The organism is Streptococcus sp. CF8-6, assembly GCF_024295845.1.
GTDB lineage: Bacteria > Bacillota > Bacilli > Lactobacillales > Streptococcaceae > Streptococcus > Streptococcus oralis_BO.
The window spans coordinates 1-21,270 of record NZ_JANCOF010000008.1 but is presented as its reverse complement, the minus strand read 5'-3'; the positions used below and the strand labels follow the sequence as shown (position 1 = coordinate 21,270).

The following is a 21,270-nucleotide window of genomic DNA, read 5'->3' as shown; positions in this document are numbered from 1 at the left end:
CTCCTTAATATATGACTACTTGCGATTGCCTAACCGCGACCAAAGGGTGACCGTACTGAAGCAAAGCGCCCCTGCTGGAGGAGTTCATTGTGAAGTGCACGACGCACTTCCGTCTGACTCACGGCTTTCTTGGACTTCGCCTCGCGTTCAGCATATTTTTTCTTAATCGCAGCAATATTATGACCTTCAGAGATATAATCTTTGATTTCAAGTAGACGATCCATGTCATTCAACGAATACATGCGACGGTTCCCTTCGTTTCGATCAGGTTTGATCAACTCTTGATCTTCATAATAACGAATCTGACGCGCCGAGAGATCGGTCAATTTCATAACACTGCCGATAGGAAAAACAGCCATATTTCGGCGAAATTCTCTTTCCTTCATTTACAATTTCCTTCTTCCTGTCTATTATAGTCTAAAAAAAGACATACGTCAACGAATAATGTCATAAAATGTAACATTATTTTCTTTTTTTCTCCCAAAAGAGTTTCAGTTGCTCAATATCATAATTAACAAGGATTGCGACAAAAACTCCCATAAATGTTTCAAATACGCGCGCAAAAACGTACAAAAATGTTTCTCCGCTTGGTATTGATAGGGTAATGATTAACATAGCCGCTACACCACCGATAACTCCTGCCTTGTTGTTCATAGCAACATTTGTCATAATGGTTAACATGGTACAAATCGGAACAACTAGTAAGGTTACCCAAAAGGCTCCATGAAATAAAGTGTTTAAGAGGAAAAAGACAAGGGCGTAAAAACCGCCAATGCTATTTCCTAAGATACGCGAAGTTCCAAAATGGACACTCTTATCAAAGCTTTCTCGTAGACTGAAGACCGCTGTTAATGCTCCGATTTGAAGCCCCTTCCAGCCAAAAAAACCAAAAATCAAGAGAACTATAAATACAGCAATCCCTGTTTTGAAGGTTCGCATACCAAGCTTGAACTGTGACTTATCAAATTTATATTTTTTAAAATAACTCATAATCTCAACTTTCTACTACCATTTTAACATAAATTAGTTGATTTTATGAGTCAAAATCAATAGGAAGCGTTTTTAATTTTTAACTATAAAAAAGAGGAAACAGAGTTCCTCTTTTCTATTTAAATTCAGAGCTTAGTTGCTTTCGTCTTCTTTACGTTTCAACTGACCAAGTCCTAAAACTCCTACTAAAGCTGCTAGACCAAGATATGGCATGTAGCTTGAATCATTTGTACCTGTTTGAGGTAGAGTAGGGTTACCTTTTGGTTTTGGAGTAGGAGTTGTTGGCTCCTCTGGTTTCTTAGGTTCTGGCGTTGTCGTGCGAACTGTATTTGAAGCGTAAGCAACTTTGTTCACAGTATTCACATAGGTATTTTCAAAGGTTCCAACAGCAATTCGTTTCATTTGAATATAAGTCTCAGCCTGGAATGGAGAATCCAACTGAATCTCTTGAAGGAATTCTTCCTTGAAGCGAATTGTAATCATTCCCTTATCTTGATCATGTTCAACCTGTGTTTCAGCTGTTAAGTCTGTTCCTGCCTTAATAACACGACCGTCTTTCAATCGGATATCAACCTTGGCAAGAACTTTATAATTTCCAGTGTATTGATCACCTTTTTGGTCATAATCATCTACAAAACTATAGTCATTCAAGTCCTCAGAATGATTTTGTGGAATCAAACCACCAATTAAACGATAATTGAAGTACTGGTTCAACGGAATTGTTTGACCATCAATATTGTCACTGCTTGGATCCATACTGATTGTCACATCTTTTTTAGGTGTGATTTTCGGTACATTGTTAACAACTACTTCTGTAGCATAGCCATTTCCAAAATCAATTTGGTAGGCTTTGTTTTCATACTTACCACCCGTTTGACCAAATTCAGGTTTAACTGTCATCGGATCTGTGATGAGTAATGATTTTCCTGCTGCTACATAGTTCTTGTAGAATTCAGCTGGATTATCAGCTGAGAAGAGTTGGAAAGCACCTTTAACAGTGATGTTGGCTTTCTTCAACAGCTCTTGAACCTTCTTAGGCGCAGCTTCTAAACTATCAAATTGTTGAACACTGATACCTGATACAAGGTTGCCTTCTAGATCACGAATCTTAACCAATTCTGGTTGAAGGGTTAAGGCTTCTTCTGGATAATCATCCACATAGTAGAAACCATTTTGAATCGCTTCTTTAGAAGATTTATCTCCCTTGTATTGATCCAAATCCCATGTGAGTTCATAGTAGTTCGTTGAACCAGCTAGAACTTCTTTGCCATCAATATTCACACCTTGCTTGTTCTTGTTAACTTTCAAAGGCTTGATGTAGTTGTTATTTGGATTGTCAGGATCATTTGGTTTACCTGGAGTCGTTACACGAACAATGTTTGACTTGACACCGTAGGCATCGTTGACTGTCAATGTAAAGTTATTCGTATAAGTCGCCCCATCATTCAAGACACGACCAACAACAGTTGGATATAGAGTCTCAAAGGATTTTGTCAAATCTGCATTGAAAGCAGCTAAGGTCTCCTCAGTAGCCTTAAAGGTTACAGTGTGACTAGCTTTGTCATAGCTTGTTTCAAAACCTTTGCTTGCAGCCTTGGTTGCTTCCAAATCAAACTGATAGCCAGTTGGAAGTGGATCTACCAATACAAACGAAGTTGTTTTTGGACGACCAGCAGTTAAAGCTTCTGTTTTCAGCTCAAACTTCACTACAGACTGCTTAGCAACTAGAGTACGATCAATATCTACTCCATCCTCGTTTTTAATTTCTTTATTAATCTGAGGTTGTGCAAATAGACGATTGTAATGGAAGTGAACTGTTGGCACCGCTGGTGGTGTTGGCAACTGCTTAGGAGTTGGTGCTAGCGGCGGAGTTGGCAATGGATCATAATTTGGCTCTTCTGGTTTTGATGGCTCTGGTTGATCTGGAGTTTTTACCGGTGGAGTTGGCTCATTTTCATAGCTTGGTGCTACTGGAGCTGGTTCCAATGGTTTCTCTGTCTCATAGTTTGGCTCTTCCGGTTTTGATGGGTCTGGTTGATCTGGAGTTTTTACTGGTGGAGTTGGCTCATTTTCGTAGTTTGGTGCTACTGGAGCTGGTTCCAATGGTTTCTCTGTCTCATATGTTGGCTCTTCTGGTTTTGATGGCTCCGGTTGATCTGGAGTTTTTACTGGTGGAGTTGGCTCATTTTCGTAGCTTGGTGCTACTGGAGCTGGTTCCAGTGGTTTCTCCACTTCATAGGTAGGAGCTTGTGGTTCAGTTGGTGCTACCGGTGGAGTTGGTTTTTCTTTTGTAATTTTCGGAACGTTAACGGCACGAATCTTACCATTGAGTGAGTACCAGATGTTTGGTCTTTTACCTGTATCAACCGCCATAACTGGATCAGAAGGAACTACTAGGGTCGCAGAAATGGCACCAACAGTAACACGGTTAGTTGAACCAGACATGCTGATTGCTCCTGCACCATACCAAGAGTTTGGTGCATCTGATGAATCCCAACCTGAACCAGGTTGACCATTTGGATACATAGTCCAACGAGATCCACCTTGGTCTTTTTTAAAGTTCAAGGTTTCTGTGGCATAAATCTTTCCGTCTTTTTCTCCAACAGATGAACCGGAAATTTTAATAAAGTTACCAGTGTAATCCTTGGCCATCTCAATAGAATTATTTTCTCTATTTAGAGATGCTACTGAAAGAAGGGCATTGTCAAAATTAATTGGTTGGTCATTTTCATCATAGAAGGTAAATTCATTTTTAATGAAAATTGAAGTCCCTTTTTCAACATCACCAGTGTAAGCAGAAGCAAAGACACCCAAAGTTGGGTCACTAAAGATTCCCAACCAAACTTTTCCACTAGGATTTTTAAATTGAGAAGAAGGATCTACAGTATATTTGTAAACAATCTTGGAAATCTTTTTACCATTGTAGTATGAATTTTGAAGGTTGGTATAAGTTGCAGTTACGCTTTGCCCACGTTCTAGAAGAACAGAGCCCCATTTAACTTCTGTTTTATTCCCTACATTGGTGGTCCAGTCAGATTTGTCTCCAATATTACCATACAATTCCACCGAAGAAGCGGTAGCACCGTTTTCCAAGTTCTTGACATTTAGATTGTCTAACTGAAGATTTTTCTTGCCATATTGGACTGTGTCTTTCTTAAAAGCTTCATCAACTGCTGCTGCTGTGAGAAGTTTTCCTTCCGTTTTAAGATCAAGTTGAGCATTCGGTTCTAAATCGTAAACCAAGCTCTGAGCAGATGGCTTAGACAAGTAACCGTCTTGGTCCTTGTTTTTTTCAAGTTCAACCAATGCAGCCTTAATTTTGGCCTGCTCATCTTTATAAGCCTGCAACTTAGCCGGATACTCAGCCAACTCTTTTTTATATTTGGCAAGATCTGCTTCATATTTCGCAACTTTAGCTTCATAATCAGTCTTAGCCGTAGCATTGCGTTGCTTGATTTCTTCATTTTCAGCTTGGAGCGCTGCATTTTTTGCCTTGTTGTCTTCAACTGCCTTCTCGTAAGTTGCTTTTGCATCGGCATTTGCTTTTTGAACGCGAGCTAATTCTGTCTGATAAGCCGCTAGCTTAGCTTGGTAGTCTGCTTCATTGGTAGCATTTGCTTGCTTAACTGCCGCCAAATCTGCTTCGTATTTCTTCACCGCTGCGTCATAAGTCGATTTTGCAGTGACGTTACGTTGCTTAATCGCTTCATTTTCAGCTTGAATTGCTGTGTTTTTAGCTGTATTTTCTTTCACTGCTTTATCATAAGCTTCTTTAGCTTCAGCATTAGCCCTTTGTACTCGAGCTAACTCTGTTTGATAAGTTGCTAATTTAGCTTGATAATCAGCATCATTATCCTCTTTAGCTTTCTTAATAGCTGCAAGGTCTGCTTCATACTGCTTCATCGCCGCTTCATAAGTTGCTTTTGCAGTGGCATTACGTTGTTTAATCGCTTCATTTTCAGCTTGAAGCGCTGCATTCTTTGCAGTGTTTTCTTTTACTGCTTTATCATAAGCCTCTTTAGCTTCAGCATTTGCTTTTTGTACTCGAGCTAATTCTGTCTGGTAAGCTGAAAGTTTATTTTGATAATCCTGTTGACTATCTTCGTTTGCTTTTTTGACAGTTGCTAAATCTTTTTGATATTGTGCTAGCTTAGCCTCATATTCTGCTTTAGCTGTTGCATTGGCAGTGTTGATTTTTTCAACTTCTTCTTGATGACTTTTTAGATCTTTTTGATACTTGTCATCCGCTGCTTTGTTTTCAGCATTGATTTTATCTGTTTCAGCTTGATGAGCTGCAACTTCTTTTTTATATGCTTCAGTCGTTGTCTTTACTTCTTCAGCCTGTTTAGCATAGTCACTTTTAATCTCATCTTGTTTTTGAGCATTCTCTGTAGCAGTTGTGGCGGTTCCTTTGTCTTTTGTTTCATCTTGAACTACCTTAACTCCTGCAGATTTTGCATCGGCAACTGCTTTATCCAAATCAGCTGATGATACTTCTACTGGCAAAGCTGAGTCTTTAGAACCAGCCTTGGCTTGGCTTTCTTTTGCAACTTGGCTCATTTCACCCTGAGCTTCAGGTAGATTTGTAGCTGGGTTTCCTGTAGTAGCTACCTCAACTGTACTTGTACTAGTTGTCTCTGTAACTTCATCAGCAAATACTGCTTTGTCTGCAAAAGCAATCAAAGCAGTTCCTAAAACAGCACCACACAAAGTTTTCGCAACTTTGCTTTTACGAAATCCATAGACTTCTTTTTTATTTTTCATTATAATCCCTTTCATTATCTAAATTTAGTCGTTAATTCTTATACTATCACTTTACAAGGCAGGATGCAAATATTTACTCTTTTTTATTTTTATTTATAGAGAAATTCTACATATTTATAAATTAAAAAGAAGATGGTCACACCATCTTCTTTTAGTTAAACTATTTATTTTTCAGTCAAAGCTGCCAAACCTGGCAATACTTTACCTTCAAGGAGTTCCATTGAAGCTCCACCACCAGTAGAAATCCATGAGAACTTATCTGCACGTCCAAGGTTGATGGCTGCAGCAGCTGAATCACCACCACCGATGATTGATTTCACGCCTGGTTGTTTCACGATAGCATCCATGACACCGATTGTACCAGCTTGGAAGTCAGGGTTTTCAAAGACACCCATAGGTCCGTTCCATACAACTGTTTTGGCACCAGTCAAAGCTTCATCAAACTTAGCAATTGATTTTGGACCGATATCCAAACCAAGGAAGCCTGGATCAACTGCTTCACCTTCAGTGTCTTTCACTTCAGTATAGTCAGCAAATGCGTTTGCTTCTTTTGAGTCAACTGGCAAGATCAATTTGCCGTTTGCTTTTTCAAGAAGAGCTTTCGCAACATCCAATTTGTCTTCTTCTACAAGTGAGTTACCAATTTCGATACCTTGTGCTTTGTAGAATGTGTAAGTCATCCCACCACCGATAAGAACTTTATCAGCTTTTTCAAGCAAGTTTTCGATAACACCGATCTTGTCTGAAACTTTTGAACCACCAAGGATAGCCACAAATGGACGTTCTGGAGCTTCAACTGCTTCTTGGATGTAGGCAATCTCGTTTTCAAGTAGGAATCCAGCAACTGCTTTTTCAACGTTTGCTGAGATACCAACGTTAGATGCGTGTGCACGGTGAGCTGTACCGAATGCATCGTTTACGAAGATACCATCTCCAAGAGATGCCCAGTATTTACCAAGTTCAGGATCATTTTTAGATTCTTTCTTACCGTCAACATCTTCGAAACGAGTGTTTTCAACCAAGAGAACTTGTCCATCTTCAAGAGCGTTAACAGCGGCTTCCAATTCAGCACCACGTGTAACACCTGGGATAAATTTAACTTCTTGTCCCAATTTAGCAGCCAAGTCAGCAGCTACAGGAGCAAGTGATTTACCTTCTTTATCTGCTTCTTCTTTTACACGTCCAAGGTGAGAGAAGAGGATTGCACGTCCACCTTGTTCGAGGATGTACTTGATAGTTGGAAGAGCTGCAGTGATACGGTTGTCATTGGTAATCACGCCATCTTTAACAGGTACGTTGAAGTCAACACGAACGAGAACTTTTTTCCCTTTCAAGTCAACGTCTTTAACAGTCAATTTTGCCATTAGATATGACTCCTTCTTTTTTTTATACGTGTTAATTATATCACAAAATCAGTAAAAGAGATAGAAAAACCCTAAACTTTTCTAGTTCATTCTTTTATCTATTAACCTAAAAACCTAGGATTGCAGTACGGGAAATAGCAATTTTCACACAATTCGGTTGGAATAATTTAGGCAAATTTCTTGATTGATCTGCCTAATTACTTCTATACCATTCTTTTTCCAACATTTTAATCCTTAATATTCTAAACTATACAGTCCTTCTTTTTGAATTGCTAGGTTTCTTATTATACAATATAACTAAAATAGTTTCTTCAGTTTGTACTATTTGAGATTAAAAGAAGGGGAATTGCTACCATGAAATTAGAAAGACTAATCTATATTTTACTTTCTCTTTTAAATAAGAAGAGAATAACAGCTAAAGAGATTGCAGATAGGTTTGAAATATCTACTCGAACAGTATATAGAGACATGGATACGCTCAGTTTAGCGGGGATTCCAATCTATTCAGAACGTGGAGATAAGGGAGGTTTCTATATACCAAGCGACTATAAGATAGACAGAAACTTTTTCACTGAGGAAGAGAGACAGTTTATTATTAATATGAGCCAAAATGTTAGTAAAATCGTTGATCATTCAAGTCTTGACAGTATCGAGCACAAGCTTTCTTCTCAAGAAATTACAAAAGTAAACAGTCCTTTTTACTTTGATCTCAGTTCCTGGACTCTTAATACAAATTATTTACTAGACATTGAGGAAGCGATACAAACTGAACAGATGATTTCTTTTTCTTACTATTCGAAAAAACAAGAGAAAAGTCAGCGAACAGTTATCCCATACAGATTGATCTATAAACTGAATGCTTGGTATGTTATCGGTTACTGCTTAGAAAAATTAGATTTTCGTATTTTTAAATTAACTCGAATTCGTGAACTAGAACTAGTCGAGATAAAAGATAAACCATTCGATTATCCACGTTTATCTCAAGAAAAGTTAGACCTTTTTTTAAATCCCCCAAAACATAAAGTGGAGGGGCAAAGAGAAGAAATCGAACTAGTTTTTACAAGATTTGCACTTCCAAAAATCTACGATTACTTTACAGAAGAAGAAATCAGAGTCGAGGACGAAATAATAAAAGTTCAGGCATTCAGAGCTTTAACTCCTGCATTTTTTGATTTACTCTTAAGCTTTGGTTATCAAGTAAAGGTCGTATCTCCAAGTCACTTACAAAATCTACTGGTCAGTACTCTCAAAAAAAATCTTCAGCAATATGACAACCTGTAGTCATATTTCCTTTTGTATACTCTTAAGTGGGCAAAATATTTCATGATATTCATCATAGTCCAATTATTTTACAGGAGGTTCCAAATGGATACAAAAATACTTGCAGAAAGCTATTTTACGGCAGTAAATGAGGGAGGCTGGGAAGATTTCGTAGCTGAAAACTTTGATTATGGCATGTGCGATAGTATAGAAATTCGACAAGGACGTGATGTTTATTTGCAAGGCGCAGGCCAATTCTATGCTTTGAGCCAGCATCTTGAAGTGAAGCAATTACTTGTTGATGGTCGAGCAGTCTCAGCTTTAAATCGCTACCGTCTACATTCTCCTCAAGGAAAAGAACTTGAACTGGATGTCGCAGAATTTCTGAAATTCGATGAATTTGATAAATTAGTTGCATCCAATATCTATTTCGACACTTATCGTTTCCAAAAATTTATCCAAGGAATTGAATAACAAAAATCTAGCTTCAAATTTACTCTTCAATTTCAAAACTAAAAACAAGGCCTGACTAATCTACAGTCAAGCCCTGTTTTTTAATTTTTATGAGAAAATCCAAGATTCGTAAATCCGATTAGTCTTCTCTCCTCTTTCTAGCAAGCAAGCCGTAGCCACTCATTACTCCGAAAAGTCCTAGCGCTACTAGACTAGCATCTCTTGTCGCTCCCGTATTTGGAAGCTCTTTACTTACTTCTTCAACTTTTGCTGGTGTAGCTAAAAGTGCCCGATCCCTTGTTTGTGAGACTTGCTCTTCTTTCGTTCCTACTTCAACAATTTCTGGAAGAGCTTCCTTGAGAACCTCAGTAGAATGAAGGGTGCGTTTGCCCTGAGCATCAACTTCTACAAAGCGACGAACTTGGCCTTCAACTCCTGCTTGAACTAGCTGACGTTGTCCTTTGAGAAGGGCTGCATTTGGTCGTTCTTGACGTTCGAAGGAAACTGTTCCCTCTTCAACTTCCAGTTTCGGAGTTTCTAGAACTAAATCTTTCACACCTTCAGCTGGTTGGTTGCTCGATAGAACTTTTGTACCAACTTCAGTGATTTCTGGGATTGCTTCCTTGACTACCTCAGTCGAACGAAGAGTGCGTTTGCCTTGGGCATCTACTTCTACTAAATGACGAACTTGGCCTTCCACACCTGCTTGAACTAGCTGGCGTTGTCCTTTGAGAAGCTCGGCGTTTGGTCGCTCCTGACGTTCAAAGGCTGTTGTTTCAGTTTCAATAACTAGTTCAGGGAGGGCTTCAACCGTTGGAGCTACTTCATTTGGATCCATACTGCCAACGTGGTGACTTTCTTCTGCAGGAGCTAGTTTCTTATTCAACTTTTCTTTCATTTCCGCAAAAGCTTGTGGAGTTGGCATCTCTGAATCCAACAAAGTTTCTGCTTGTTCAATCAAGTCAGCTTTAGGATCTTTTTCACGAAGGGATTCAAGCAAGCCTTCCAATTCTTCTCTAGCAGTTTGGTAACGTTGATTTCCATCCAAGTCTGTCCCTGCTTGTTTCAACTCATTCAAAGCCCGGTTGACTTCTTCTTGGCTAGCATTGTGGTTTTCTGCTACAGCTTTCGCTGCATTGAGCTTCTCTACTAGTGTTACTTGTTTGTCCTCACTTGAGAAGGTGTAGGCAAGGGTTGACTGACGACCTTGGGCAGCAGTGATTTCTTGTTTGAGGTACTCATCGTTGACAGCTGCTTTTGGAGAAACCAAGACATCAAACTCAGCGGTGTGCCCCTTGTAATGCAAGGTCAAGGTTTGTCGTCCAGTCTTTTGAGCATCGTAGCCCGTAATTTCAACACCTTGATCTGTGAAGGCATGATTTTCTTCTGTCTCATCATCATAAAGAACACCGAAGCGACCTTCTGCAAGATCCAGTTGCTCACCTACTAGATAGTCCGTTTTTGGTTTCTTAGTAATATACAAGCCCGCTACTTCTTTTGGTTTTACTTCATCTTGTCCTGTCACTTGTACCTTTAAGTCACCAGTAACTGGAAGTCCAAGATAGCTAACTGTGAGCTTTTGTTCCCCTTTTTGATGAGCGTCGTAGCCAGATACTGTCACACCTGAGTGAGTAAGGTTAATCAGCTCATCAGCTTGTCCCCCTTCGTACTGAACACGGAGGGTTCCGCCTCTGAGGTCGAGATTTTCTCCCTCTTTGTAAACTATCTTCTTAGGTCCTTTTTCAAGGCTAACTGCAGCAATTTTTCTCTCATCCTGCGGAATCGCTACTGCCAAGGTGTTACTGATTTCTTTGCCAGGTAGTTGGGTACGATAGTAGAGGAGAGTTGGTTGCTTGTCAAATCCCAATGGTGCTGTTGCCAAGTCGCCTCCAGTTTCAGACTTCAAAGTTGCAATCGGTGTTTGTGAATCTGCCTTGTCGTAAACGGTGATAGTTGCACCCGCTGGAACATCAGAGAAGCCTAGTTGAACTTGATGGTTTCCAAGTGAACGGGCAGCTACCTTAGCCATTGGAATATTTTGACTTTCTGTGTCCAGGGTTTCGTACATCTTCCAGTTGTAGATACGAATGGCTTTCCAAGGTGTCCCATTATCTGAAGTGATAACTTTTAGGCGCCAGTCTTGGGCGGTGATTGGTTTGTCAAGAGGGATATCTGTAACGTGCGCTTTATTGCCACGGACTTCCTTAGCTAGTTTCCACTCGCCATCTGTATCCTTGTAATAAAGATCAAAGTCCTTGGTATTCATCAGACCATCGTTAACAGACTCACCACCAGCTCCCGCATGATCCATGACCCATCTGACAACACGACGTGGTTGGGTCAAACGAATATCGACACTACCGCTCAATTGTCCTGAAGACCACTTATCTGACAAACTTGTAATCGTACCGTTCAACATGCCTTCGATGCCTTCACCGCCTTCGGTATTCGGGAAGGTGCTGCCGATAACCGTTGCCCCTGGAACAATATTTTCAGCCAAAGGTCTTGGGAGAGTTGTATCCTGAACAGTCATACCCCAGTCGAATGCCGCCGTCGCCGCATCAGAACGAAGTCCATTTTTACCTACTGCAACAACTTTCAATTCTTGAGTCCTACCAGTCGCATTAGCAGAACGGCTAACTTTTGGCAAGTAGATAGTGGAAGCAGATGATCCTGTTAACAAACGCCAGTTATCTCCATCTTTTTCGTAGACTTCATAGAAATCTGCATCTTGGTTACCCGCAAACTGGACCACTGCTTCAGCTTCTTGGGCATTCTTGAGAGATTGTTTCACAACAGAAAGTCCCGTCGGCGCTTGTGGTGCTTGGTGGTTATCTGAAATTGTTAATTGACCTAAGTTGAACTGATAATCTTTTACAGCACCTTCATGTTCGAAGAAGAGTTTGACTGCATAGATGGTTTTACCTGCTAGTGAGCTAAGGTCAAATTCTTCATTCTTCCAGTCATCAGAGAGAGTTAGTTCTTTCCATGCGTCTGCATCCTCAAATTTGTAGTCTGGTGTTGTAGAGAAGGCCATATAAACTTTCGAGCCTTTTCCCCCCTTGTGGGCAACACGAAGTTTGGTTTTCTCAGTTACTTCTAGTTTGGTAGAATACAAATTCACATCCTGGTCCGTCTTACCAGCTACATCACCTGAGAATTTAAGGGAGTTACCTCCATTATAGGCATCTGTAAAGTCATATTCTGCACGAAGTTTTTCCCCCGTTGAAGTCTGCCACCAGCGCCATGTTGGCAAGACACCAGAAACAGAACGGTAGTTCCACTCAGAATCCTTAGAAACTTTGCCGTCCACAAACCATTTTCTACCATGACCTGTATTAAAGGAGGTCGTGAAGGTTCGACCTACTGCTGGTGTGCGGTCCGCAACTAAATTGGCAATTCCATACCACTCTTTATCACCTGGTTTTTGAGCTGTCGGATCCCCTTGGTAACCTGTAAAGAAGATGTCTTCGTTCTTGTGGTAGTCTTCACCTGTTTTTCCTAGACTGGTAATGGTATCTGGTGCAAAAAGTCCAAGTGACAAACGCAACTTGCCATTTTCATCTAAGAGGGCATCCCATTTGACCTTGGTCTTATATGAACCACCTTGCTGCAATTCCAAGCCTGCAAAGACATCATACTGGCTACGTTCTAGCCATTTTGCCATCTCTACAGAGTGGTCATTCTTTTCCTTGTTCCAGTTGAAATTGGCAAAGAATTGATCTGCAGGGACCTTGTCTCCTTCTTTTTGCATGAACTGGTAGTTGTAATCACCAAGACCATCTTCGTGGTAACGGCCATATTTGTAGGTCATGGCATCGTACCAAGCACACTTGATTGGGTGGTTGACCTTAGCCGCGTATTCTTTTGTATAGAGCATGAATTGGCGCATTTTTTCACCAAGAGGTGCTACCAATTCTCCCGTTGTTTCCTGATTGATGAAATAGCCATCAAAGCCATAGTATTTAGCGAGATCAACAAGTTTTCTTGCGATAGGGAAGGTACCATCTGCATCTTGTTTCAAGGCAGCGGCAAATTTCTCTTGGTCGGCAATGCTGTTTGACCAGTTGAAAAAGAGGGTTCCATAAACGGGAACTCCGTTGCGGTGGCCTGCATCAATGACATCTGGAGTTGGAACTAGACCTTCCCAGAAGACCATTGAATCCAAGTATTGCCAGTAGTCAAAAGCATAGGCCTTGAATTCTTCTCCACCAACAGAAGCGTGGTCTTTAGCTTTCGAGTTGGTGTTTGCTAGAGCTTGAACCTTGGCTCTTCTGCTTGCTTTTTCATTAACCAACTGACCTCTATGGCGCTTGGCGAGTTCAACTGAGGAACGATTGATGGGATCATCCTCGCGCGCACCCGGTTCCCATTTTAACAAATCTTCCCAAGTATCAAATTTGATTTCTTTTGGTCGGAGACTCTTCTCTTCATTTTTAGGAACGTCTGTTAGACTTGGTTTGTCAGCTTTATTGTCAACCACCTGAGGAGCTTCCTCTGACTTGACTCCTTCTTTGTCAGTTGCTGGAGCTGGATTCTCAACTTTTTCTGTCGGAGCTGGCTTTGCCTCTTCTTTTTCATTAAGCAAATCAGCTATTGCTGGAGTGTTTTCTGAAATTGGTTGCTCAGCTACTTTGTTCTCTGTTTCCGATAATTGTTTTTCGATAGCTGCAGTATCTGGATTAGTTGTTTCACTAGTACTTGTAGCTTGAGCGCTCGTGTTTGCGGCTGTTTCAGGGACAGCGACCTGTTCCGCAAGAGCTGGGCTCGCAAATAGAGCTGAACCAATCATCAAGGAACAAGCCCCGATTGACAGCTTACGAATACTGTAACGGCAACGTTTTTCAAAAAATAGATTTTTCATCTTATCCTCCTAATTAAAACATAAAGTAAGCGCTTTATTTTTTGATAAAAAGTAACTGTTCTCAGTGCAAACCACCAGAACAAGATCATCTTCATTTTATCCTATATGAAAGCGATGTCAATCTATTTAACATAAAAACTATAACTAGGATAATAATCAGTAAAATTTGGACACAATCCTATAAATCATCTATCTTAAAGGGAAACTATCTCTCATTTTAAAAGAAAGTTCTTGTTTCTTATGAAAATTTCAGCTAAACACTTGTGAGATTTACTTTTATCCTTTAAAATAGAATAGGAGAAATTCCGTTATTATTTTCCGGAGGAAAAAGAAATGTCCATTAATTGGCAGGAAATTTTATTTCACTTTTTAGGAGGTCTAGGACTGTTTTTATACAGTATTAAGACCATGGGAGACGGTTTGCAACAAGCTGCTGGAGATCGCCTTCGTTTTTACATTGACAAGTACACTAGCAATCCCTTTTTAGGTGTTCTAGTCGGGATTGTCGTGACTGCCCTCATTCAGTCAAGTACAGGGGTTACAGTTATCACGGTCGGACTGGTCAGCGCTAGTCTTCTCACTCTTAGACAGGCTATCGGAATTATCATGGGAGCCAATATCGGAACCACCGTTACTTCCTTTATCATCGGTTTCAAACTAGGCGAGTATGCTTTACCCTTGATTTTCCTTGGAACCATGTTCCTCTTCTTTACAAAAAACAGAACAGCAAACAATATCGGACGCATCCTGTTTGGTGTCGGGGGAATCTTCTACGCCCTTAACCTCATCAGTGCCGGTATGAGCCCACTTAAAGATTTACCACAATTCAAGGAATATATGGTCACCTTGGGACAAAATCCTATTTTAGGAGTAGTAGCTGGTGCAGTGATTACCGTCCTCATTCAGGCCTCTTCGGCTACAATCGGGATTTTGCAAGGCCTCTATGCAGGTGGGTTCCTTGACCTTAAAGGTTCACTACCAGTTCTTTTCGGAGATAATATCGGGACAACCCTAACCGTTATCATCGCAGCAGCTGGAGCCAATGTCTCTGCGAAACGCGTTGCAGCAACCCACGTTACCTTTAACGTTTTAGGGACTATTCTTTGCTTAATCTTATTAGGCCCCTTTACTGCTATGATCGAGTACTTCCAGGCAATCCTTCACCTCTCACCTGAGATGACCATCGCCTTCTCTCACGGTGCCTTCAACGTAAGCAATACCATTGTACAATTTCCATTCATCGGAGCCTTGGCCTACTTTGTAACCAAGATTATCCCTGGCGAAGACGAGGTTGTCAAGTACGAGCCTCTTTATCTTGATGAGCAACTTATCCAGCAATCTCCTTCTATTGCTCTAGGAAATGCCAAAAAAGAACTCTTGCACTTGGGGAACTATGCAGCCAAAGCTTTTGACCTTTCTTATAGCTATATCATCGGTTTGGATGAGAAGATAGCTGAAAAAGGGCACAAGACAGAGGAAGCCATCAACACCATCGATGAAAAACTCACTCGTTACCTCATCAGACTCTCAAGCGAATCCTTGAGTCAAAAGGAAAGCGAAGTCTTGACCAACATCCTGGATTCATCTCGTGATTTGGAACGGATTGGGGACCACGCAGAAGGCTTGCTCAACCTAACAGACTACCTCCAACGTAAGAATGTTCAGTTCTCTGAAGCTGCTTTAGAGGAATTAGCTGAGATTTATCAAGCAACAACTGCATTTATCAAGGATGCCCTTGATAGTGTGGAAAACAATGATATTGAAAAAGCTCAAAGTCTGATTGAACGCCATAAAGAAATCAACAATATGGAACGCGTTCTCAGAAAGACTCACATCAAACGCCTTAACAAAGGTGAGTGTTCTACACAAGCTGGAGTCAACTTTATCGACATCATTTCCCACTACACTCGTGTATCTGACCATGCTATGAACCTAGCTGAAAAGGTCATCGCTGAACAAATCTAATAAACAAAAAGCTATCCTGAATGGGATGGCTTTTTTCGTCTCCTCATCAAGAATTTCTTTTCTGACATATAAAAAAATGCTTTGATTAACAATGGAATCAAAGCATTTTAAAGAGTTCTCCAAACATGATAGCAGAAACTGCAGTGCCTCTATACTTGGCTTCTTCTCTTTTGATAAAGCGCGCCAAGTTGATCAACTCAGGTGCTGGGTGTTTGGGATTGATGAGCAATTCACGGGTGACCAGTCCTGAGAGACGGACTGCTAGTAATTGCTCATTTGTAGTAGGTAGTTTTTTAGCAGTCTCTAGGAGAGCAGCAACTAAATCTTCACTCAAACCCTGACGAGCATGGTTATAGAGATCTTTTATAAGGCTTTCTAGGTTTGGTTCTGCCATCCGGCACCTCCCTCATGTTTAATAATTTTTAATCAAATCAACCGTTGAGCGGTCCAATTTTTTCACCAAGGCTTGCAAGAAAGCTTGGGCTTCTAGGAAGTCATCCATCGCGTAGAGAGTTTGGTGAGAGTGGATATAACGAGCGCAGACACCGATAGTTGTAGATGGGACACCACCATTTTTCAGGTGAGCTGCTCCAGCGTCCGTTCCACCTTTTCCACAGTAGTATTGGTACTTGATACCCGCTTCTTCAGCCGTTGTCAAAAGGAAATCCTTCATACCTGGGAGAAGCAAGTGACCTGGATCGTAGAAGCGAATCAAGGTTCCATCCCCAATCTTACCTTGGCCACCATAAACATCACCAGCAGGTGAACAGTCAACAGCTAGGAAAACTTCTGGATCAAACTTAGTTGTAGAAGTATGAGCGCCACGAAGACCAACTTCTTCTTGGACGTTCGAGCCAAGGTAGAGTTCATTTCCGAGTTTTTGACCTGATAAAGCTTCAGCTAGCTCGCTTACCATGAGAACACCGTAGCGGTTGTCCCAAGCTTTTGAGATGATATTTTTTTCATTGGCTGTCAAGATAGCGGAACTATCAGGGACAATGGTATCACCAGGACGAATGCCAAAACTTTCTGCCTCAGCCTTGTCTGCAAACCCACCATCAAAAATGATATCTGAAATAGCTGGCATGGTTGGTCCACCTGTTCCACGAGTCAAATGTGGAGGAACAGAACCTGAGATCACAGGAATTTCACGACCATCACGCGTAAAGAGTTTAAAGCGTTGGCTGCTGACCACCATAGGGTTCCAGCCACCGATTTCAACGACACGGAAGGTACCATCTGGCTTAATCTCGCTGACCATAAAACCAACTTCGTCCATGTGAGAAGCGACCAAGACGCGTGGTGCATCAGTAGCTTCTGAATGCTTGATACCGAAAATACCACCCAAGCCATCTGTCACTACTTCATCCACATGCGGTGTCAACTTTTCACGAAGATAAGTCCGTACAGGCGCTTCATGACCTGAGATCGCAGCAAGCTCTGTTACTTCTTTGATTTTTGAAAATAATGTTGTCATATCAGTTCCTTCTTTCTGTCCTCCATTTTACCACTTTTTATAGGAGAAGGATAGTGGGAAGGTAGATTGGTTTTTACTCAGTTTTCCAATAAAAGAGAGGGGCAGATGTAATTTCAGAAATTTTTCTTTCTTTTTACATTAAATTGTCAGAAAATTTATTGAAAGATTAAAAAAATCGTGTTACATTATCTCCAAGGGTATTTTTATACCAAATCTACATGAAAGGACGGAGCATGAAACTCTCTCATATTTTAACGGGCTTACTTCTACTCCTAGTCTTTCTCTCCATTACCATTGGAACCAGTGATTTTTCTTGGGAAAAATTCTTTGCTTTTGACCAGCAGACTTGGCTTCTCTTTCAGGAATCGCGTCTTCCAAGAACCATCAGTATTCTCCTTGCAGCCTCTAGTATGTGCATGGCAGGACTCCTCATGCAGACCATTACCCAAAATCAGTTTGCTGCTCCGAGTACAGTCGGAACGACTGAAGCCGCCAAACTGGGAATGGTGTTAAGCCTCTTTGTCTTTCCGTCTGCAAGTCTGACCCAAAAGATGCTCTTTGCTTTTGGCTCATCCATCTTATTTACCCTCTTCTTCCTGGCCTTTATGACTATTTTTTCTGTAAAGGAAAGGTGGATGTTGCCCTTGATCGGGATCATCTATAGTGGGATTATCGGTTCTGTCACAGAAGTTATCGCCTATCGTTTCAATCTGGTTCAGAGTATGACGGCCTGGACCCAGGGCTCCTTCTCCATGATTCAGACCCATCAGTATGAGTGGCTCTTCTTAGGCCTCATCATCCTGATAGCCGTTTGGAAATTATCCCAAACCTTCACCATCATGAATCTGGGCAAGGAAACCAGTGAGAGTTTGGGGATTTCTTACTCCCTACTTGAAAAGCTGGCCCTCTTTCTAGTGGCACTAACGACAAGTGTCACCATGATTACTGTAGGTGCCTTGCCTTTTCTCGGAGTCATCGTTCCCAATCTTGTCCGCAAGCGCTATGGAGATAATCTGAGCCAAACCAAACTCATGGTCGCTCTGGTCGGAGCCAATCTGGTTCTGGCCTGCGATATCCTCTCTCGAGTCTTGATTCGGCCCTATGAGCTGTCTGTCAGTCTCCTACTAGGAATCATCGGTAGCCTCGTCTTTATCCTACTTCTCTGGAGAGGGGGACAAAAAGATGCAGTTTAAAAGCAAACATACCAAACTCTTCTGCCTTCTCATTATTCTGGCCATCGGAGCTTGTCTCCTCTACTTTTGGCCCATCACTAACCTGTCTGCCTTTGCCTGGAAGCTGCGTTCCCAAAAAATCATCGTTTATCTCTTGGTAGCCATCGCGACAGGGATTTCGACCATTAGTTTTCAAACCCTGACGGAAAATCGCTTTCTGACGCCAAGTATTTTGGGAATCGAATCCTTCTATGTCTTGCTACAAACCCTGCTACTGATATTTGAAAGCAAATTTCTACAGCTTGGAAAGTCTCCTGTCTTAGAATTTCTAATCTTGCTTCTGCTTCAATCCCTCTTTTTTCTCGCCTTACAAGGTTACTTGAAGACGCTGATGAAGCAAAATTTGGTTTTCATTCTGCTAATCTGCCTAGCCCTGGGAAGTCTCTTTCGAAATATCAGTACCTTCCTCCAAGTTCTGATGGATCCAAATGAATACGATAAACTGCAGAACAGTCTCTTTGCCTCCTTTCAGCATCTCAACACTTCCATCCTAGCCATCGGTTCTCTGATCATCCTTGCCTTGACAATCTTTTTCTTTCGAAAAGCAGTCGTTCTGGATGTCTTGCACTTACAAAGAGAAACGGCTCAGATACTGGGGCTCAATGTTGAAAAAGAACAGAGAGAACTCCTCTGGGGCATCGTGCTTTTGACCTCAACGGCCACTGCCTTGGTAGGGCCTATGGCCTTCTTTGGCTTTATGTTGGCCAATCTCACCTACCTGATTGTCAAAGATTATCGGCACAAGTTGCTCTTTATCGTGGCCATTCTGATTGGATTTATCAGTTTGACCTTGGGGCAAGCCCTCATTGAACGAGTCTTTGCGTTGGAAATTCGCATCAGTATGATCATCGAGAGCGTGGGTGGTTTCTTATTCTTTATCTTACTTTACAGGAGGGCCCGTCAGTGAAACTGGAAAACATTGACAAATCCATTCAAAAACAGGATATTTTGCAAGACATTTCCCTTGAAGTCAGTCCTCATAAACTGACAGCCTTCATTGGTCCAAATGGTGCTGGAAAATCAACTCTCCTCTCCATCATGAGCAGACTGACCAAGAAAGATCAGGGAATCCTCAGTATCAAAGGGCGTGAAATTGAGAGTTGGAATTCGCAAGAACTAGCCAAAGAGCTGACTATCCTAAAGCAGAAGATCAATTACCAAGCCAAATTGACCGTTGAAGAGCTGGTCAGCTTTGGACGTTTTCCCTACAGCCGTGGTCGACTGAGGGCGGAAGACTGGGAAAAAATCCGAGAAACTCTGGACTATCTGGAACTGACCAACTTAAAAGACCGCTATATCGATAGTCTGTCTGGTGGACAGCTCCAACGTGTTTTTATCGCCATGGTACTGGCCCAGGATACTGACTTTATCTTGCTAGACGAACCGCTTAACAATCTCGATATCAAGCAAAGCGTCAGCATGATGCAGATTCTTCGGCGACTGGTGGAGGAACTAGGGAAGACCATTATCATCGTCCTCCACGATATCAACATGGCCAGCCAGTATGCGGATGAAATTGTTGCCTTCAAGGACGGTCAAGTCTTTTGCAAGGGAACGACTGCTCAAATCATGCAGGCTGACCTGCTCAGTCAACTCTATGAGATTCCCATCACGCTGGCTGATATCAATGGCAAAAAGATCTGTATCTATAGCTAGCTATTCTGAACTCATGTTAGAGAACCCTCTGTCTCTTAGCTAACAAGTCTATCTAAGAGACCCCTACATCGTTATCACATTTTAAAAAGGAGAAATTATGAAAACATCCCTTAAACTTTATCTCACTGCCCTAGCGGCTAGCTTCTTGCTCTTACTTGGTGCATGTAGTACAACTAAAACTACGAAGCAAGCAGAGACAAGTAGTTCTGCTCAAACAGAAGTAACCATTAAAAGTTCACTAGATGAGGTCAAACTTTCAAAGGTTCCTGAAAAGATTGTGACCTTTGATCTCGGTGCTGCGGATACTATTCGCGCTTTAGGATTTGAAAAGAATATCGTCGGAATGCCTACAAAAACTGTTCCGACCTACCTAAAAGATCTTGCAGGAAATGTCAACAATGTGGGTTCCATGGTTGAGCCAGACCTAGAAGCCATTGCTGCTCTTGAACCGGATTTGATTATCGCTTCTCCACGTACCCAAAAATTCGTAGACAAGTTCAAAGAAATCGCTCCAACAGTCCTCTTCCAAGCAAGCAAGGACGACTACTGGACTTCAACCAAGGCTAACATCGAATCTCTAGCAAGCGCCTTTGGCGAAACTGGTACACAGAAAGCTAAAGAAGAATTAGCTAACCTAGATAAGAGCATCCAAGAAGTCGCTTCTAAAAATGAAAGTTCTGACAAAAAAGCCCTTGCAATCCTCCTAAATGAAGGAAAAATGGCTGCCTTTGGTGCCCAATCTCGTTTCTCTTTCTTGTACCAAACCTTGAAATTCAAACCAACTGATACTCAATTTGAAGACTCTCGTCATGGCCAGGAAGTCAGCTTTGAAAGTGTCAAAGAAATCAATCCTGACATCCTCTTTGTCATCAACCGTACCCTTGCCATCGGTGGAGATAACTCTAGCAACGATGGCGTCCTAGAAAATGCCCTCATTGCTGAAACTCCTGCCGCTAAAAATGGTAAAATCATCCAACTAACACCAGACCTCTGGTATCTAAGTGGTGGCGGTCTTGAATCAACTAAACTTATGATTGAAGACGCACAAAAAGCTTTGAAATAATACTATCCTAAAATCAAAAAACATCTTATAATAGTAGTTATGAAACTTACAAATGAAGAAACACAAAAAATTGAAAAACTCCTAAGAGATTCATCATACGCCAAATATCACAAACGTCTACAGATTATTTATTTTCGCTCAAAAGAAAAGAGTTATAAGGAAATCATGGATCTGCTAGATTG

Annotated in this window: 14 protein-coding genes and 1 pseudogene; 8 read left to right on the top strand and 7 right to left on the bottom strand. The window is 41.3% G+C overall.

Features of this window, described 5'->3' with window-relative positions:
- Positions 1–29: 29 nt before the first annotated feature.
- The 4 genes from glnR to pgk all read right to left on the bottom strand — a co-directional run bounded on the left by glnR (position 30) and on the right by pgk (position 7,118).
- Positions 30–386 (bottom strand): transcriptional repressor GlnR, encoded by a 357-nt coding sequence (gene glnR / locus NML69_RS09400; RefSeq protein ID WP_000664333.1) that lies wholly within the window; start codon positions 384–386, stop codon positions 30–32.
- 76 nt (positions 387–462) lie between these two features.
- On the bottom strand, positions 463–990 hold the full coding sequence (locus tag NML69_RS09395; protein ID WP_000119887.1) for an aromatic acid exporter family protein: 528 nt from the start codon (positions 988–990) through the stop codon (positions 463–465).
- A gap of 132 nt (positions 991–1,122) precedes the next feature.
- The gene (locus NML69_RS09390; protein ID WP_254726566.1) at positions 1,123–5,754 is read right to left on the bottom strand and encodes an antigen I/II family LPXTG-anchored adhesin; all 4,632 of its coding nucleotides are present in this window, start codon (positions 5,752–5,754) and stop codon (positions 1,123–1,125) included.
- 164 nt (positions 5,755–5,918) lie between these two features.
- Positions 5,919–7,118, bottom strand: a complete 1,200-nt coding sequence (pgk, locus tag NML69_RS09385; protein WP_001096770.1) for a phosphoglycerate kinase — start codon at positions 7,116–7,118, stop codon at positions 5,919–5,921.
- Between the two features lie 354 nt (positions 7,119–7,472).
- On the opposite strand from pgk, the gene NML69_RS09380 reads away from it, so the two are divergent.
- Positions 7,473–8,399: a YafY family protein gene (locus tag NML69_RS09380; protein ID WP_254726564.1), complete on the top strand. Its 927-nt coding sequence runs from the start codon at positions 7,473–7,475 to the stop codon at positions 8,397–8,399.
- 84 nt (positions 8,400–8,483) lie between these two features.
- Complete coding sequence (locus tag NML69_RS09375) at positions 8,484–8,852, top strand: hypothetical protein (RefSeq protein ID WP_254726562.1); 369 nt, start codon at positions 8,484–8,486, stop codon at positions 8,850–8,852.
- Between the two features lie 118 nt (positions 8,853–8,970).
- On the opposite strand, the gene NML69_RS09370 is transcribed toward NML69_RS09375, so the two are convergent.
- Positions 8,971–13,695 (bottom strand): bacterial Ig-like domain-containing protein, encoded by a 4,725-nt coding sequence (locus NML69_RS09370; protein WP_254726560.1) that lies wholly within the window; start codon positions 13,693–13,695, stop codon positions 8,971–8,973.
- A gap of 333 nt (positions 13,696–14,028) precedes the next feature.
- On the opposite strand from NML69_RS09370, the gene NML69_RS09365 reads away from it, so the two are divergent.
- Positions 14,029–15,660 (top strand): Na/Pi cotransporter family protein, encoded by a 1,632-nt coding sequence (locus tag NML69_RS09365; protein WP_254726558.1) that lies wholly within the window; start codon positions 14,029–14,031, stop codon positions 15,658–15,660.
- 97 nt (positions 15,661–15,757) lie between these two features.
- Here the strand turns inward: NML69_RS09365 and NML69_RS09360 are convergent, their stop codons facing one another.
- Positions 15,758–16,054 (bottom strand): enterocin immunity protein, encoded by a 297-nt coding sequence (locus NML69_RS09360; RefSeq protein WP_033583388.1) that lies wholly within the window; start codon positions 16,052–16,054, stop codon positions 15,758–15,760.
- An 18-nt stretch (positions 16,055–16,072) separates the two neighbouring features.
- Positions 16,073–17,137 carry a glutamyl aminopeptidase gene (gene pepA, locus NML69_RS09355; protein WP_125384840.1) on the bottom strand — a complete coding sequence of 355 codons (1,065 nt, stop codon included), beginning with the start codon at positions 17,135–17,137 and terminating at the stop codon, positions 16,073–16,075.
- Between the two features lie 233 nt (positions 17,138–17,370).
- Between pepA and NML69_RS09350 the strand changes: the two genes are divergently transcribed.
- The 5 genes and pseudogenes from NML69_RS09350 to NML69_RS09330 form a co-directional block, all read left to right on the top strand.
- Positions 17,371–18,330, top strand: coding sequence for an ABC transporter permease (locus NML69_RS09350; protein ID WP_254726557.1), 960 nt, complete (start codon positions 17,371–17,373; stop codon positions 18,328–18,330).
- Positions 18,320–19,276 carry an iron chelate uptake ABC transporter family permease subunit gene (locus NML69_RS09345; RefSeq protein WP_254726555.1) on the top strand — a complete coding sequence of 319 codons (957 nt, stop codon included), beginning with the start codon at positions 18,320–18,322 and terminating at the stop codon, positions 19,274–19,276. The genes NML69_RS09350 and NML69_RS09345 overlap by 11 nt, the downstream gene beginning before the upstream one ends.
- Positions 19,273–20,025 (top strand): ABC transporter ATP-binding protein, encoded by a 753-nt coding sequence (locus NML69_RS09340; RefSeq protein WP_125840927.1) that lies wholly within the window; start codon positions 19,273–19,275, stop codon positions 20,023–20,025. Before NML69_RS09345 ends, NML69_RS09340 begins: the two co-directional genes overlap by 4 nt.
- 97 nt (positions 20,026–20,122) lie before the next feature.
- Positions 20,123–21,088, top strand: coding sequence for a siderophore ABC transporter substrate-binding protein (locus NML69_RS09335; RefSeq protein ID WP_254726553.1), 966 nt, complete (start codon positions 20,123–20,125; stop codon positions 21,086–21,088).
- A 39-nt stretch (positions 21,089–21,127) separates the two neighbouring features.
- Positions 21,128–21,270, top strand: a pseudogene (locus NML69_RS09330) (IS630 family transposase); the annotation flags it as partial.